The 16,565-nt window shown below is 59.3% G+C and carries 14 protein-coding genes and 1 tRNA gene; 5 read left to right on the top strand and 10 right to left on the bottom strand.

The genetic code is table 11. The features are described 5' to 3' along the window. Positions 1-251: 251 nt before the first annotated feature. Positions 252-323: transfer RNA gene (locus IIC71_05550), tRNA-Val, on the bottom strand. Between the two features lie 195 nt (positions 324-518). Here IIC71_05550 and IIC71_05545 point away from each other — a divergent pair. Further along, positions 519-749 (top strand): hypothetical protein, encoded by a 231-nt coding sequence (locus tag IIC71_05545; GenBank protein ID MCH7668654.1) that lies wholly within the window; start codon positions 519-521, stop codon positions 747-749. 83 nt (positions 750-832) lie between these two features. Here IIC71_05545 and IIC71_05540 read toward each other — a convergent pair whose 3' ends face one another. The 4 genes from IIC71_05540 to IIC71_05525 are packed head-to-tail and all read right to left on the bottom strand — an operon-like array spanning position 833 to position 5,008. Then, complete coding sequence (locus IIC71_05540; protein ID MCH7668653.1) at positions 833-2,149, bottom strand: aspartate aminotransferase family protein; 1,317 nt, start codon at positions 2,147-2,149, stop codon at positions 833-835. Further along, positions 2,146-2,778, bottom strand: coding sequence for a 3-oxoacid CoA-transferase subunit B (locus tag IIC71_05535; protein MCH7668652.1), 633 nt, complete (start codon positions 2,776-2,778; stop codon positions 2,146-2,148). Before IIC71_05535 ends, IIC71_05540 begins: the two co-directional genes overlap by 4 nt. Positions 2,779-2,816: 38 nt before the next feature. Then, positions 2,817-3,527 (bottom strand): 3-oxoacid CoA-transferase subunit A, encoded by a 711-nt coding sequence (locus IIC71_05530; GenBank protein MCH7668651.1) that lies wholly within the window; start codon positions 3,525-3,527, stop codon positions 2,817-2,819. Between the two features lie 26 nt (positions 3,528-3,553). Continuing rightward, positions 3,554-5,008: a hypothetical protein gene (locus IIC71_05525; protein ID MCH7668650.1), complete on the bottom strand. Its 1,455-nt coding sequence runs from the start codon at positions 5,006-5,008 to the stop codon at positions 3,554-3,556. Between the two features lie 110 nt (positions 5,009-5,118). Here IIC71_05525 and IIC71_05520 point away from each other — a divergent pair, with 110 nt between their 5' ends. The 3 genes from IIC71_05520 (at position 5,119) to IIC71_05510 (ending at position 9,963) form a co-directional block, all read left to right on the top strand. Beyond that, a complete protein-coding gene (locus IIC71_05520; GenBank protein ID MCH7668649.1) occupies positions 5,119-5,964 on the top strand; it encodes a MurR/RpiR family transcriptional regulator in 846 nt (281 codons plus the stop codon). Between the two features lie 52 nt (positions 5,965-6,016). Continuing rightward, positions 6,017-8,374: a 1-acyl-sn-glycerol-3-phosphate acyltransferase gene (locus IIC71_05515; GenBank protein MCH7668648.1), complete on the top strand. Its 2,358-nt coding sequence runs from the start codon at positions 6,017-6,019 to the stop codon at positions 8,372-8,374. Positions 8,375-8,517: 143 nt separating this feature from the next. Continuing rightward, complete coding sequence (locus IIC71_05510) at positions 8,518-9,963, top strand: DivIVA domain-containing protein (protein ID MCH7668647.1); 1,446 nt, start codon at positions 8,518-8,520, stop codon at positions 9,961-9,963. Between the two features lie 308 nt (positions 9,964-10,271). On the opposite strand, the gene IIC71_05505 is transcribed toward IIC71_05510, so the two are convergent. The 3 genes from IIC71_05505 to IIC71_05495 all read right to left on the bottom strand — a co-directional run bounded on the left by IIC71_05505 (position 10,272) and on the right by IIC71_05495 (position 13,122). Then, positions 10,272-10,886, bottom strand: coding sequence for a NifU family protein (locus IIC71_05505; GenBank protein MCH7668646.1), 615 nt, complete (start codon positions 10,884-10,886; stop codon positions 10,272-10,274). Between the two features lie 81 nt (positions 10,887-10,967). After that, positions 10,968-12,743, bottom strand: coding sequence for an AMP-binding protein (locus tag IIC71_05500; protein MCH7668645.1), 1,776 nt, complete (start codon positions 12,741-12,743; stop codon positions 10,968-10,970). An 82-nt stretch (positions 12,744-12,825) separates the two neighbouring features. Continuing rightward, complete coding sequence (locus tag IIC71_05495; GenBank protein ID MCH7668644.1) at positions 12,826-13,122, bottom strand: hypothetical protein; 297 nt, start codon at positions 13,120-13,122, stop codon at positions 12,826-12,828. A 117-nt stretch (positions 13,123-13,239) separates the two neighbouring features. Between IIC71_05495 and IIC71_05490 the strand changes: the two genes are divergently transcribed. Next, complete coding sequence (locus tag IIC71_05490) at positions 13,240-15,198, top strand: M13 family metallopeptidase (protein ID MCH7668643.1); 1,959 nt, start codon at positions 13,240-13,242, stop codon at positions 15,196-15,198. 39 nt (positions 15,199-15,237) lie between these two features. Here the strand turns inward: IIC71_05490 and IIC71_05485 are convergent, their stop codons facing one another. Beyond that, a complete protein-coding gene (locus IIC71_05485) occupies positions 15,238-15,510 on the bottom strand; it encodes a hypothetical protein (protein MCH7668642.1) in 273 nt (90 codons plus the stop codon). 62 nt (positions 15,511-15,572) lie between these two features. Beyond that, positions 15,573-16,448 (bottom strand): hypothetical protein, encoded by an 876-nt coding sequence (locus IIC71_05480; protein ID MCH7668641.1) that lies wholly within the window; start codon positions 16,446-16,448, stop codon positions 15,573-15,575. Positions 16,449-16,565 lie beyond the last annotated feature (117 nt).

Genomic DNA, 16,565 nt, shown 5'->3' with positions numbered 1-16,565 from the left:
TCCAGGGCGTGTTCGATTGTGACTGTTGGTGTGCTCATGTTGGTCTCCGTTCGTCGTCCTGGGATCGCACCTTACCCGCACTCGACGGCGATGGGTCGGGGAGAGCCAAATCAGAGGGCGCGAAAAGGGCGCAGGAGGGCGCGAAACGACGGGTTTTGACGGGCAACGACGGGAAACGAAGTCGGACGGTGGGCACACGGAAAGCCCAGTGTTCATTGGGGAAACCCCCATTTTACAGGGGGTTTCGAGGGTGGGCACTACTGGGATCGAACCAGTGACTTCTGCCGTGTGAAGGCAGCGCTCTCCCGCTGAGCTAAGCGCCCGGATAATCAACGATTGTAGCAACGTAAGGGACACGGGGTGACCCCGATCTCAGGGTCTCGCGACCCAACTTTGGCTTCTGGCGCTGCCCACGACGATATATGGGCTGTAAAAGCGCCAGAAGCCAAAGGTTCGGTTGCTCTACACTCATTTTCGCAACGGACATCTGTCAGGAGGATCCTCAGTTGGAAGAATTGATGAAGCAGTTGGTGGAAAAGACCGGTCTCCCGGTCGACAAGCTCGAGCAGGTCGTCGGCATGGTTATTGGTTTCATTGGTGACAAGCTGCCTGGACCAATGGCCGGCGCGGTCAACGCCCTCTTCGACGGTGACGGGGGCAGCGGGGGTGGCGGCGGCGGTCTCGATGTCGGTGGCATGCTCGACCAGGCCAAGGGGATGCTTGGCGGCCTACTCGGCAGCGACAAGTAACAACCCCCTGATTTTGTTGATCTGGTGCCCCCCCAGGGGGGCACCAGCCACGTTCGGGGCCTGTTCCTACGCCGCGTACACAGCTATGCGGAGTCGGCTAGCTTCTGTAGGCCACCCTCCATGGCTGCGACCAGCGTGTCAATCTCGGCTTCACCCATGGCTGTGGAGATAGTGGCAGAGCAGGTGTTGATCATGATGAGGCCCGCCTCGAAGAGGTGATCAAGCAGCACCTTGAGGCGACGGGTGTCCTCGGCGCTTGCAAAGGCCTCGCGATAGTTCGACGGGGGGTGTGGCGAGAGATGCACTCTGAACATCGACCCGCGGCCCGTCACACATGCCTTCGCTCCAGTCGACGAAATTGCATCCCTGATGCCATCCGTCGCCCGCGCGGCTAACGCGTTGACTCGATCAATGGCATCCTCGTCATACAGTTTCATCGCAGTCAACCCGGCCGTCATCGTTATCGGGTTCGCCGAAAACGTGCCCGAATGAGGGAACAACACAGTGTCGGCAAGCGGGTTCATCACATCCATGACGTCAGCCCGTCCTGCGATCGCACCCACTGGGAAACCGCCGCCGATCAGCTTGCCCAGCGCAGTTAAATCAGGTTCAAGGTCGTACCAGGATTGCGCCCCTGCGAACTCTGAGCGAAACGTGATCACCTCATCGAGGACGAGCAGCGACCCATCACGAATCGTCCATGCGCGCAGGGCGGCAACAAACTCAGCATCAGCGGGGATCAAGCCAACACGGTGCGGCATGAGGTCCAGCAGCACGCATGCGATCTCGCCGCTGTGCTCGTCGAGGATCGCGATTGCCCGCTCGGGGTCGTTGAAGGGGATGACCACGACATCAGCAAGCGCTGACGCTGGGGTCCCGTACACCACAGGCACGCTGCGAGGAGCGTCCACGCTCCCCCAGCTCTGCGGCTTGGACGTTTGGCTCACCTCGGCGTAGTCGTACTGGCCGTGGTAGGCACCCTCGACTTTCGCAATCTTGGGCCGACCGGTGAACGCCCGCGACGCCTTCACCGCACCCATGACGGCCTCTGTGCCCGAATTCACAAATCTCAGCTTTTGGAAACTGAGGACCCGGTCGCAGAGATACTCCGCGTATCGAACTTCGATCTCGGTTGCCATCATGAACGCGGTGCCCTTGGCGAGCTGTTCCGTCACCGCGGCAACAATCGCCGGGTGGGCGTGGCCGTGGATGAGCGACGCCATGTTGTTCGCAAAATCGATGCGTTCGATACCCTCGATGTCAGTGACATGGCAGCCGCTGGCGTAGTCGGCGTACATCGGATGGGGCGCCCGCAACACGGTGTTTCGGCTGACACCACCAGGCAGCACTCTGAGCGCCCGTTCATAAAGCGCCGCGCTCTTGGATTGGCGATTCTTCATGTCGCTCCACGCCGAGGGATTGGCAACAGCGTCGCACCGGTGCGCTCCTGCACGTGGTCAAAACTCACGCCGGGACTCAATTCCACGAGCTGAAAGCCGTCCCCGGTAATGTCGATCACAGCAAGATCGGTGTAAATCCGATCCACCACAGATGGGCCGGTAAGCGGGTACGTGCACGACTCGACCAGCTTAGGTTCACCTGTCTTGGTGCAGTGTTGGGTGACCACAAGGATCGTTTTTACACCTGCTACGAGGTCCATTGCTCCCCCGACGGCCGGGATCGCATCCGCCGCCCCCGTCGACCAGTTGGCGAGGTCACCCCTGTGCGACACTTGTAACGCCCCCAAAACACATACGTCGATATGGCCGCCCCGGATCATCGCAAAACTGTCGGCGTGGTGAAAATAGGCCGCACCCGGGTTGGCGGTCACGCGCTGTTTGCCGGCATTGATCAGCTCAGGGTCGCCCATCCCTGGCTCTGGCGGACTCCCCATGCCGAGCAGCCCGTTCTCGGTGTGATAGATCAGTTGACGACCCTCGGGTACATGGTTGGTGATCAGCTCTGGCAGACCGATGCCGAGGTTTACATAAGACCCGTCGGGGATGTCGAGCGCGACGCGACGCGCCATCTCGTCACGGGTGAGACCGAGTGAGGCAGTTGCACCATTCACGGGTACGACTCCCCCGCAGCAACAAGCGCTGACTCGTGCGCCGCGTTGGCCACTTCGACCACTCGATGTACAAAGATCCCTGGACTCACAATAGTCTCGGGGTCCAACTCACCCACCGCAACGATCTCGGAAACCTGCACGATCGTCGTCGCAGCGGCCATCGCCATCACCGGACCGAAATTGCGGGCTGTCTTGTTGTAGACCACGTTACCGTGAACATCCGCACGCTCCCCCTTGATGAGGGCAAAGTCGGCTCGCAGCCCGTGTTCGAGAACGTAGTCGCGACCCTCAAAGGTGCGACGTTCTTTGCCTTCCTCCAGAGGTGTTCCGACCGACGTCGGTGTGTAGAACGCCGCTATTCCAGCGCCGCCGGCGCGGATCCGTTCGGCAAGAGTGCCTTGGGGCACCAGTTCGAGCGCGATGCGGCCGCTGCGATACAACTCGGGAAACACCGTCGAGTTGGCGGTCCTCGGATATGAGCAAATCATCGTCGACACTCGGCCCGCCTTGATCAGGGCAGCGAGCCCGACCTCGCCGCTTCCGGTGTTGTTGTTGACAACTGTCAGGTTTGTCGCGCCGTGGTCTATGAGTGCATGGATTAGCTCGATCGGGCTGCCCGCCTCTCCGAAACCGCCAACCATGACCGTCGCACCATCGAACACGTCCGCAACGGCATCGCCAACGCTCGGCACACGCTTATCGATCATCGCCCTCTCGTCTCGTGCTCATGCTCCTAAACGTCGCCGCCAGTAGCAATCGCGACCCGTGCGCCGGTACTAGCGGCCTGGACTCTTGTGTAATCAAAAAGCCCTGCCTCGTCGTAGATAACTCGATCGGCATACCCATCGAACCAAAGTGCATCGGGGTTACGCCCGACGATACAGACCTTGCCCCGGTCGGGCGCATCGGCAACGTTGCGGAGGATCTTGAAGATGACGACGCCGTTCTCCGCCAACGGAACGCCGGGGATCGGATCGTTGGTCACAGCAACGACCTCGGTTTTTCCCTTGTAATGGGTGATGGAGAGCCGGGCGTGCGTCTCGACACCCGACAGCCCCTTCTGCGATTCGTTGAGAATCTCCCATGCTGATTCGATGGGTACGTTGAAAGCCTTGTATGCAATGATGTCGCGCCCGCAGAAGAAATAGTGATTCTCGGCGCCGACGTGCTTGAGGGCACGCTGCATGATCCGCAGCGCGTCCGGGTCATCGTTGATGCCTTTGATGATCGGCGACTGGTTCTCAATGGTGAGCCAGCCACGGGCGGTGAGTCCATCCATTGCGCGTCGTGCGGAGGGGTTCCACTTCAATGAACCATTCTCGTTCTCGACGTAGTTGCCGTCGTTGTCCTTGAGAAGAAACTCGTCCGGATGGTTGAAGTGGATCATCATCCGCAGACCGACGTCGGGGTACGTCCCATGAAAGCCGTCCAGCATTGCCAGAAATGCCTCATCGAAACGGTCGGGGTGAAACGCCATCTCCTTCGTTCCGAGGCGAATGGACTCGATGCCCACCTCCGCCAATGCGGAGAACCAGGCTGCAATCTTGGTGTTGGGTAGAACCATCGGGTCGCCGCCGGACAGCAAGATCTCTCGCAGTCGTTCGCGACCTGAATCTGGATGTGTACCGCCGTTGTCAGTGACTTCCTTGTTGTGCGTCTTGATATAGTCGGTGATGTCCTTGATCTGGGCAAGGCCCTTCTTGGCAACGGTTCCGTCCTGACGCACTATCTCCTTACGACCGATGAGCTCTTCTCGATAGCAGAACCGACAATGCGACGAGCATGTCGAAATGACATACATCAGGCCCATCTCATACTTGTGTAGCAGTCCCTCCACCGGGCTGTAGTCCATTTGGAAGCCGGGATCTTCCGACCCAGCAAGGCTCTCTGTTTCGTCAGAGCTTGCTTTCACGAGCCTCCGGAGCGGAGCGCTCGATTGGGCCATCTCGAAGTAGTGTTTCGTGATCTTGACGGGCATTCGAGCCTCAACGTCACGGTCGGTGCCTTTGAGAGATCGGAGAACCGCAATCTCGTCTTGCGAATAGAAGCCAAGGACATCTTCGGGTGCGCGATCCTCAAAAAACGGACCCAGTCCGTTGATGATTTGACGGTCGTACTTGGGGTTCACGACGGTATCAAGGAAAGCCTGTTCCCTGGCTGTTGGAGCGTACTTATCTGATGTACTCATGAACTCTGGTCTCGTCTCTCTGGTCTCGTCGACAACCACATCGGGATGCCCGCGTATCCCAAGCAAATAGTGTAACCGGACGCACATTCGTATGATGTTAATGTAACGCGATGCACAACACCGCGCTACAGCCGTCTATTTCGGACCTCGTCGCGTCGACGGGTGTTCGCCTCACACCGACTGAGAGGCGCATTGCGTCGGCCGTTCTTGACGATCCAACGCTGCTCGCGTTCGGGACAGTGTCGGCGCTCGCTTCGGGTATCGGAACCAGCAGACCGTCGATCGTACGATTCGCCACGAAGCTCGGTTTCGAAGGCTATTCGGCCCTCCAACGGCGCGCACAGGAGGAGATGTCCGACCAGATGTCGCGTCCGAGTGAGCGAATACGGCTGGCGGACACGTCAACGGTTCCGCTGCGGGTTGCTCTCGAGCGAGCGTTGAGTGCGGTGTTCGATGCAGTCGCCGACGAAAAGATTGCCTTGCTTGCAGATCCAGTCGTCGCTGCCGAGAACGTGTGGATAATCTCCGGCGAAACTTCACGGGCCGGAGCGCATGCACTCCACAGCGGTCTTTGCATGATTCGTTCGAACGTTCACCTCGTGGAGGAACACTCAAGCGCCAGCGAACTCGCCGGTGCAGCGCCCGGTGACGCCGCGGTTGTTTTCGACTTCTCCAGGTATCGTCGTCACGCCGTCATCGCCGCCGGTGCGCTTGCGCGGACAGGCGTCAACGTCGTCGCGATCACGGACGGCCCGCTGTCCCCTCTCGCCGCTGTCACGGACACATGGTGCGAACTCTACATCCCCGCGATCGGCCCCTTCGACAGTTCGGTCCCGGCCGTTGCTATCGCCGAACTTCTCGTTGCGTACGTTGCACAGCATCTTCACGACACGGCACGAGACCACATCGATCAGACCGAGGCGCTCTGGGAAGCCAACGCGACGTTCCTGGCATAACGACGCGCTGGTCAGCGGCACCGCAGCAGCGGTCCGCTCTACACTCAATCATGTGCTACGCCTGCTTCCTACCCCGGGACCCGTAAGAAACGAACCGGATTGGCCCCGCGACAACGGACCCTACCTCACTGTGCTTGAGGTGTCTGGACCGATAGAGCGGCGGATCCTTGACTCGTGGATACGGCGGCTCCGCCCGAGCGATGCGCGCAAGGGCGACGTCCAGGTCGCCCTGCTCCCGACGACACGCCGCCGACGGCGCCGAGCAGGCAAGTCCGATCCCCGTCTCGGAGCATTCCTCGACACAGACTCCGACCCATTGCTGATCCCGCTTCGGATCGCGTGGTTGCCCTCGAAGAAAAGGAACGGGTTACGCGTTGCACGCCTGCGTGAGTTGCTCGCCCTGGGGGACCCCCGTGATCCGAACGTGCTCCGGCAGGTGTACCTGTACTATCGCCATCCCGACAGGGTGAGGATCCTCATCGGCACCGCGACGCACGCCTCGGTACTCCGCAACGGTTGGGAGAAGGCGCTTTCAGGTGGCCGCGACGATGGAACCGCTTTTGCCTCACATGTCGCCGGGAAAGCCTGGCTCGATCTAGAGCGCGCCGAACGCCATCTTCGTGGTTCAAGGTACAAGGTTGCCAAGTTCGTCAAGGACGACATCGTTGCGTCGAACCAGTTCACGAAAGGTGTCGCCGAACTCGCTCAGGACGCGGACGTCTCATACGAGGTGATGGCTGCGCGCACGGGCCGGTACATCAACGAGATCGCGGCACGTCATCGGTGGTGGACGATTGACCTCGTCGCAAGTGCTATCAAATGGCTCGTCTCCAAGGCGTATGTTGACATTGACTATGACAGCGACGAACTCGCTGCAGTCTGTCGCATGTCAGAGACAGTCCCACTGGTGTTCCTCCCGTCGCACAAATCGAACTTTGATCACCTCACTCTCCAGCACTTGTTCTATGAGAACGGATTGCCCCAGACCCACACCGCTGCGGGGATCAACATGAACTTTTTTCCGATTGGGCCATTCTTGAGGCGCACCGGGGCGTTTTTCATCCGGCGCGACTTCAAGAACAACGCCCCATACAAATTCGCTCTTCGCCGCTATCTCGATTACCTCCTGTCTCGCCGATTCTCGCTCGAGTGGTACATCGAAGGTGGCAGATCTCGCACCGGCAAGCTCAGGCCTCCCCGCTACGGGATGTTGTCCTATGTTGTCGAGGCGTACGAGCGCGGGGCATGCGAGGACGTAATGTTCATCCCCGTGTCGATCGCGTATGACCAGATCCAAGACGTCAGCGCACACGTCGCCGAAGCCAGCGGCGGCACGAAGCAGAGCGAAGGAGCCGGCTGGCTGTTTCGTCAGCTCAGCAAGGATTTGAGCGATAGTTACGGACGCATCTATGTGCGGTTTGGCGCCCCGATCCAGCTAGCCGAGTTCCTCGCGAGTGTTGGTATCGACGAGGAGGCCGACGATCCCCGTTCCACCGTAATCCCAAAGCTCGCATTTGAAGTCTCGACCAGGATTAACGAGGTCACTCCGATCACACCCATCTCTCTGGTGTCGATGGTGTTGCTTTCGGGCGATGGCTCAGCGATGAACTTTGCAGACCTCCAGAACATGCTGCAACCGATTGCGACGTTTGTCGCGGTGCGCTCGCTGCCAACGACCGAACCGCTCGACTTCCAAGCCGATGAGCAGATCCGTAAATCGCTCAATTCTCTCATCACACACGGGATCGTCGAGGAGTTCGATGGCGTCGACGAACCGATCTACTCAATCGCCCACCGTCAACATCTAGCTGCGTCGTACTACCGGAACACCATCATCCACTTCTTCGTGACCACGGCCATCACAGAACTCGCTCTTGTTCGAGTGCGCACCGATCCAGATGCAGCGCGGTCCGTTTTCGACGAGGCGCTTGAACTTCGCGACCTCTTGAAGTTTGAGTTCTTCTTCCCCGCCATAGACGCGTTTGTCGGCGAAGTCCGCCATGAGCTGTTGCGTCGCAATAGCTCATGGAGATCTTTGCTCAAGTCGGGCGATGTCGGCGCTTTGCTCCACGGATTCGATCCGAAGATGGCCCCGCTGGTTCTCCGGCCTTTCTTCGAATCGTACCGAATCATCGCTGAGGTCATCGAACGCGATACATACGTCTCGCAACTCGACGAGAAGACGATCAAGAAGGATGCCATGAGCCTCGGTGGTCAGTATCTGCGTCAGCAAGCAATTGCCAGCCCGGAATCTGTTAGTAACCCTTTGTTCGAATCCGCCCTCTCGCTCGCCAAATACCGAAACCTCTTGGAGGGTTCCCCAACCAGCATCTCCAACCGGCTCGAATTCGTGGCAACCATGCGTCTGCTGTGCGACCAGGTAGCTGAGCTCGCGACCACCCCGGGCTAGACACGGCCCGCGCCATAGTTTTCGTGACCAGCCGAAGGGGTCTGAAATAACTAGGTTGACTACCCAACGCGGTTGCCCGTATACTCACTGTGGGCACAGAATGGATGGTGGAAGGTCAACACGGCGCACAAAGGTTGACATTCATGGGAGCTTTTTCGGACCTCAAGGTCGAATTCACCATCGGAAGAAAGGGCTACGACACCGCTCAGGTTGACGAGTTCCTTGATTCCCAGGTTCGTAAACTGGCCAACAGCCACGATGAACAGGCTCTGCGCCTTGTCGAACTCGGTGCCTCCGTCGCTGCCGCCAAAGAGCAGGAAGAGGCAATTCATCTTACGCTGGTTGCCGCGACCAAGACTAAGGACGAACTCCTTGCTTCCGCCGAAGAGGCTGTCGCCACAGCAAAAGAGGAAGCGGACACAGAAGCGGCCAAGATCCTTGATGGTGCCAAGCGTGAAGCCATGGAACTCCTGGCCATCTCACGAACCGACGCCGAAACGGCAACATCTAACGCTACCCATATGGCGGAAACGATCATCGCAGAGGCCGAGCAGAAGGCCGCAAGCGCCACAAACGGTGTCGACGCAATCATCGGCGAAGCTCAGACTGAGGCGGACGCTACCAAAGCAGCGGCGTGGGAAGCCGCGGCGTCCACTACCGAAACGGCCAATGCCGAAGCCGAGCAGATCCTGCGAACTGCGCGTGACGAAGCAATCACGCTCCTCGAGCGCGTGAAGGCTGAGACCGTCGAAGCTCTGGCGTCACGCGATGTAGAGCTTGAATTGCTCCGCTCGGAGTACGATCGGGTGGTGCAGTCAACCGCCTCGCGAGCGACACAACTGAAGAAAGCGACCGCTGCTCTCGAAGCGCAACTGACGGCGATCGCCGCTGGGGCGCTCGACGAGATCCGTTCCCTGTCCACGACAATGGCGGTCACCCTGCCCGCAAGCGAACTTGAAGCGATGATCGGTGCTACCGCCCGCACCCGACCAGACCCAGACGCCACTCCAGCCGCGGATATCGTTACTTCCGCAGCGCACGCGGGAGAAGAACCGCTCCCAGAGACTTCCGTACCTACGAGCGACAGCGCGGAATCGGAGCAGACAATCTCCGGCCCAACACGCGAGGGTCACGCTGCGGATACGGCCGAGGAAACGCTCGCGCATGAGGTTGGCTCGGTGCCATCCGCAGAACCGACGAGCACTCCAGCGGATGATGTTTCGACCGCGGACGCGGTTGTCGAAGCCGCCAGCAGCGAGGACAGCACTGATCCTGACCAGCTAGCGGCGCTCGTCGCGTTGCACAACGATGATTCGACCGACGATGACACCAAAGAGGTCGACTCCGTTGCACGGGCCGAGTCCGATCTTGAGACCGTCGCCGAAACGGACGAGGGCAAAGAGATGGAGAGCAACGGGCGACCACAACGTGGTTCGTTCTACGCACGACGCTCCGCCAAACTCCCTCGTATCGGTCCCGAGGCTGCTTCAAGCACCATCGCCGCAATCAACGCAATGCGGAAAACCGCGAAATCAGCCGGTGCGCAAGGTCGAGGGGCCGACGAGGGCCGCGCAAAGCAACCCGCGTAGGCTTGGCGGGAGTGGGCGCCTTACCATCGGCCATGACGCGCACGGCTGCGCAGGACGTTCCACTCCCGTCAACCCCTCCCAGCGAAGAAGGCCACCCTGCGCCGGGTGGCCTTCTTCATATCAACACACACCAAGAAGCACCATCACAAGCCATTTAGTTGCCGCGAACTCGTTCGAAGCCTTCGCAGTCGCTCAATGAAATGACTGAGTAGCCGCCTGCGGGGAGTTCGCTCGCACGGACAACCACCTGTTCACGGTCGTCGACCACCACCGCGCCGGTCGTATTGCTAGCTACCCGGGCGGACTCCCTACACGTAGAAGGGGTTCTCGCCGAGTTCGTGGTCGGTTACGTCGACGACTTCGTCGATTTCGGGGATCTTGTCCTTGATGGTCGTCTCGATCCCCTGCCTCAAAGTCACGGCTGCCAGACCGCATCCTTGGCAACCGCCGCCGAGTTCCAGATACGCAATAGGTTCCTCGACCCTGACGAGCGTCGCGATCCCTCCGTGGCTAGCGATTGCAGGGTTGATGCGCTTCTCGAGGAGCGTACGAATCCGCTCGTCCACCGATCCGACGAGTTCGATCTCCTCATTCGGATCACCCAGTGGCGGTGTTGCCGGGTTCGGGTTTCGCAGAACGAGCCCACCGCTGTCCGGGGTGAGATCGAGGACCGCACCCTGCAACCGCTCAACGCTGTCCTGTGGGATCGCCACGGGCATAGACGAGTGCTGTTCTATGTGGTCATCAGCATTGACATCTTCGGGCCTGAGGAACGAGGTCTCATAGATGAATCCTTGTGAACCCACCCCCGAAATACGGATTCCAAGGGCGAGACCGGGAATTGCCTCCTGGTCGCGCAGCGCAAGGATTTGCTCCATTGCTTCGTCGGTGATTTCGATGACGGTCTCGGGTGAGGTACTCATGGTGGCGACATGATACCGAAGCGCTGTAGCCGTCCCGACGGTCGACAACGGTGTACAGCGATTGGCGGGTGCAACCAGTCGCTAGCCGGCATACATTTCCTCGATCTCGTTGGCGAAGTGTTCGGTGACTTTGTTTCGCTTCACTTTGAGCGTGGGAGTCAGCTCGCCGCCCTCGATCGAAAGCTGACGGCTGAGGATCACGAACTTCTTGATCTGCTCAACCCGAGCAAACTTCTCGTTGACCGCGTCAACCTTCTCTTGAATGGATGCATGCACTTCGGGGGAGCTGTGCGCCGGGCCACTCAGCCCGTGCTTTTCCATAAAAGCTGCAGCGGCCTCCTCGTCGACGGTCACCAAGGCGGACAAGAATTTGCGTCTGTCGCCAATCAGGATGGCTTCGGACACCAACGGATGATCCTTCATCGCCGACTCAAACGCCGCCGGTGCAACGTTCTTGCCTCCCGCGGTGATGATGACGTCCTTCTTCCGCCCGGTTATCGACAAGAGTCCATCGCTGTCGAACGATCCAAGGTCTCCCGACTGGAGCCAACCGTCGATGAGCGTCTCTGCGGTTGCCTCTGGCGCCTTGAAGTACCCCATGAAGACGTGGCGTCCCTTGACAAGAATCTCCCCATCCGCGGCGATTTTCACTTCGGTCTCCGGAAACGGGGCCCCGACTGTGCCGAACTTCGCCTTGCCCACATAGTTTGTGGTGGTCGGGCCAGTGTCTTCGGACTGGCCGTAAATCTCCCAGACCACGATGTCGAGCGATGCAATGAATTCGAGAACCTCGACAGAGATTGGCGCCGCCCCCACGGCGGCGAACTTCACCCGGTCGAGGCCGAGCGCGCCTTTTACCTTGCTAAGCACGAGCTTTTCGGCAACCGCATACTGCAAAGCCAGTAACCCCGACGGTTTCTTGCCGGCAAGCTTCAGATGGGACACCTGGGAACCGACGCCGAGAGCCCACGCGGCAAGTTTCGCCTTGATGCCTGTGGCCTCGGATAGTTTTGCCGACACCGCCGCATGGAAACGCTCCCACACGCGTGGGACGGCAAAGAACACCGTTGGCCGTACCTCGGTGAGGTTGCCGGGAAGCGCTTCGATCGATTCCGCAAAGTACACAGGCCAGCCCGCCAGCGTCGGGCCGTGAATGCTGAAGGTCTGCTCGGCAATGTGCGACAGCGGAAGATACGAGATTCCCACGTCTGAGTCGTTGAGGTCGAACAGCTTGACGGCTCGTGATGCGGTAAAATAGAGGTTGTCTACCGAGAGCATCACACCCTTCGGCGGACCAGTCGTCCCTGACGTGTAAATCAGCGTCGCCAAATCTCCTGGCTGCAGAGCAGCGATTCCGTCAGAAACAACACTGTCCTCGACATCTTCCCCCAACGCCATGAACTCTTCCCACGACAACACCAGGTCATCATTGATAGAACCGGCGCCCTTCATCATGACTACCTTGTTGAGATCGGGAAGATCGTCGCGCACTGCGTTGACCTTCTCCCACTGCCCGACGTCCTCAAGAAAGATGACCGGACTTTCAGAATGCGAGATGATGTACTTGCACTCAGCAGGAGAGTTTGTTGTGTAGATGCCGGCAGCGACCGCACCCAGGCACATCGCCGCGACGTCGGCAATGATCCACTCGGGCCGGTTGAACCCGAGGATGTTGACGGTCTGACCCTTCGAGATCCCCAACGCATGCAATGACTTTGCGGCGCTGCGAACCTCGCCAGCGTATGTGGCAAACGACGTCGGCTGCCACGCGCCAGCCTGCTTCACGAAATAGGCGGGTTTATCCGGACGCGTTTGCGCGTTGTGAAAAATGGCGGCGGGTATCGATTTCGAGCTCATGTGTCGTGCTCCCCGTAGTCAATGGATGTGTCGCTAACGACTTTAGCGCGAGCACACATCGCGCCGCCGATCCGCACGCTGTTCAGCGATTTATTTCAACCAACGTATTCGTTCGCAGATCCAACACTCGCTCGACGTTTGACCTGCTCTCGGCAATCCACCGCGCAAGTTCCTCACCGGACGCCCGGACCAGCCACCATGCAACATCGCGTGACTCGGATCCTCGAAACGCTTCCCATGCGGTGCGACCTACGGCGACTGCTTCGCCTTCCGTTGCAAATGACCCCAGCAAGGTCTCGACTGGGTCCACGGGGGCTTGCCCGGGGACTATTCGTGGCTCGCGAAATTCATGAACCGTGAATACACGCTCATCTTCCATTCCTACTCCTTGTACCCTCACACTCATTGTAGTGGATAGACCACGCTGAGTGTGGTTCTGGAGAGACTGGCCGAGGGTCTCGTTCGACTCACGGCTGGACCACGGTACGCTCACCCAATGAATCTTGACACCCCGCCCCTCCATGAGTCGAACTTTGACCGCTCCGCCGACCCAGGCACAGATTTCTACCGATACGCCAACGGTGGTTGGCTCGATGCCAACCCGGTGCCACCCGCGTACGGCCGGTGGGCCGCGTTCAACGAGGTAATCGACCGCAACGAGATCATCTTGCATGAAGTCCTTGAGAGTGCCGCCACGGCAAGAATTCCGCCGAGTCCCGTCGAAAGAATGGTTGGCGATTTCTACGTTGCCGGCATGGACGTCGAAGGCATCGAAGCAGCTAGTTTGAAGCCGATCGAGGTCTGGCTCAAACGTATTGACGCCATCAACTCGCTCACCGACCTGCACTCACTCATCACGGACATGGCCGCGGCCGGTCTCGGAGGCCTCTTCCACATGGGAGTTCAAGCCGACTACGCCCATCCCGAAAGCTATCTGCTGTACCTCTCCGAGGGTGGCCTTGGGCTGCCAGAACGCGACTACTACTTCAAAGAAGACGACACCTCAATCGATATCAGGGAAGGTTACGTTCGATACGTGCAGACGATGTTGTCACATCTCGATCCCACCTGCCAGCACGACGACGAAGCAGCCTCTGTCATGCAGTTCGAAACCTCTCTCGCCGAGGTATCGCTTACCGCAACAGAAGCTCGTGATGTCGAAAAGACTCTCAACACGTACTCGTTGGAGAAACTCAGCGAGGCGACACCCGACTTTGACGTCGCCGCCGTCGCGGCAGCACACACGGGGGATGAAAAGATGTCTGTGAGCGTCGACAACCTGAGTTTCTTCGACACGATGGCCAGCCTGGTCGCCGTCACACCCCTGGACACACTGCGGGCGTACGTGCGCATACGACTCGTCGCATCGATCGCGGCGTATCTCCCCAAGCGCTTCGATGAAACCTCATTCGAGTTCTACGGGAAAACTCTCGGCGGACAGAAAGAACAGAAAGAGCGATGGAAACGGGTCCTTGGGACAGCAACCGTCTCGATCCGCGACCAGATCTCGCGACTATACGTAGGCGTTGCATTCTCGCCGACAGCTAAAACACGATGCGATTTGATGGTCGCGAGACTTATGCAGGCCATGGAGACATCGATCACGACGCGTACGTGGATGTCAGACGAAACCCGTTCGGAAGCGCTCGTCAAGCTCAATGGGTTGACACCAAAGATTGGGTTCCCCGATGAATGGCGGGATTACACGGGACTCGACATTACCCGCGACTCGTACCTCGGTAACGTCCTGGCCGCTAGGAGGTTCGAAATCGTTCGCAAGCTCGCCAAGCTCGGCACACCAGTAGCCTCCGAGTGGAGCATGGGTGCGCACGAAGTGAACGCTTACTACCACCCGCTCCAGAACGAGATTGTGTTTCCTGCCGGCATCCTTCAACCGCCGTTCTTCAACCCCGAACTCGACGACGCCGTTAACTACGGCGCCATCGGTGCGGTTATCGGTCACGAAATCACCCATGGGTTCGACGATCAAGGCAGCAAATTCGACGCTACCGGAGAGCTGCGCAACTGGTGGACGGACGATGATCGGGAGCGTTTCAACGATCGTGCGGAACTCCTGGCCAAACAATATGGCGCCTATCCGGTGTTTGACGATCTCAACGTGAACGGCCAGCTCACACTCGGAGAGAACATCGCCGATCTAGGCGGCGTTTCTGTCGCGTTTGTGGCCCTGGAGACCGCGTTGGCGGACGGCGACCGGAGCGAGATAGACGGGTTCACGCCATACCAGCGGTTTTTCCTCGCGTTCGCCACAGTGTGGCGCAACACTGTCACAGACGAGTTCACCCGGCTACGCTTGTCTGTGGACCCGCATTCACCCGGCAACTATCGATGCAATGGGACGCTGGCGAATGTCCCGCCGTTTGCGGCGGCATTCGGACTAGCGCCGGACGCCCCGCTCGTGAATACCGGTGACGCTCGCGTCGAAATTTGGTAACTCGCTGGCAGCACAACTGGCCGCACAAGGCCGCCGATGTCAGCAGCCGAAACCGCCAGACCCGGCCAACCCCTCGTTCCCCGAGATAGGACTCACAAAATCGGGAGCCCCGTTGGATGGCTTCTTCGCAGCCTGCTGGTCCCACTCGAGCTTTTGCTCCGCGAGTCGATCCGCCTGCAGATTGGCAAGTTCGGAACGGAGTTCTCCCTGCCGACCCTTGAGCGCCCACCTCTCGGAGAACGCGTCATTGGGCAGTACGCCGAGTTCGTCAAGGATCTCTCCCAGTTCCTGCATCAACTCTTGTTCACTCATACCGATACAGTACCATGCAACGCATGATACCGCCATTGGTTTGTGCTGCGCTATCGCCTCAACTACCGCTGCGCCAGGAGACTCGCCAGGTCTTTGATGGCATCGGTGTTCACAAGATCGACGCCGGCATCAAGCATCTCGCGCCAACCGACGGCCTCGTCGGGAATGTTCCAGAATCGAAGGAGTCGACCTTCTGCGTGGACAGCGGCAACCAACGACTCAAGCTTGGTGCGTTCTTCGTCGCGCAGCTCACCGATGCCGACCCAACCGAACTCAGACTGCCAGTTGGCGCTGATAAGGGGCATGAGATCGATGGGCACTTCATTACCAACGTCTCCTAGGCGCCCATCCAACGCTGCATAACGCGGACTCTGTGTCTCCATTGCGGCCCTATCGCGGGCCCCCGAAACGACCACGGTGACCGCGCCTACCTCGACTGCACCATCCTCGAACACTGTGAGTATGTCGCTGTATTGTTTCAATACTTCATGAAGAGCGGCGTATGTGCTCGAAGCGTCCGACTTGATGTCGACCAGCAGGATGAGCGGCCCCGAGTTGTAGGCCTCACCACGCTCCGCGACCCATGTCCGCAAGGGATCTAGGTACAGCGATTGCAGCGTCCTTTCCGGGTCGACATCACGAAGGTCGTGTGCAACCAGCAGCCCGGAAGGTTGGTCCCAAATATCGGCTTCCACACTGCAGAAGCCGCTTTCTAGGGCTCCGATCAATGGCCGATCATGCAGGTAGTCGTTGTGTGCGTGTCCGCAGCCACCAGGGTCCCCAAAACCGGGCATGAAGTCGAGAATGTCCTGTGACACAGGTGGCGCTGAGGTGGATCGCGTCGCCGACGCGTCGGCCACTTCAGTTCCGCTGTCGGCGCTCGAACATGACGTCAATACCAGGATACCCGCCACCAACGCAGCAGTAACACGGCCCACCAGGCGATTCTCCACTCGTCAAGGACTCAAGCAGAGGTTAGACGCAATCTGTCATAGGCGCCCATGTTGCCGTCATCGTCGTTCTAAGCAGCCCAAGGTCCACAGGAGCCTTGGCCC

The organism is Acidobacteriota bacterium (genome assembly GCA_022562055.1).
In the GTDB taxonomy this organism is placed as follows: domain Bacteria; phylum Actinomycetota; class Acidimicrobiia; order Spongiisociales; family UBA5794; genus BMS3BBIN02.
Note: the sequence above shows the minus strand (reverse complement) of the source record. Positions and strands in the feature narration are given on the sequence as shown.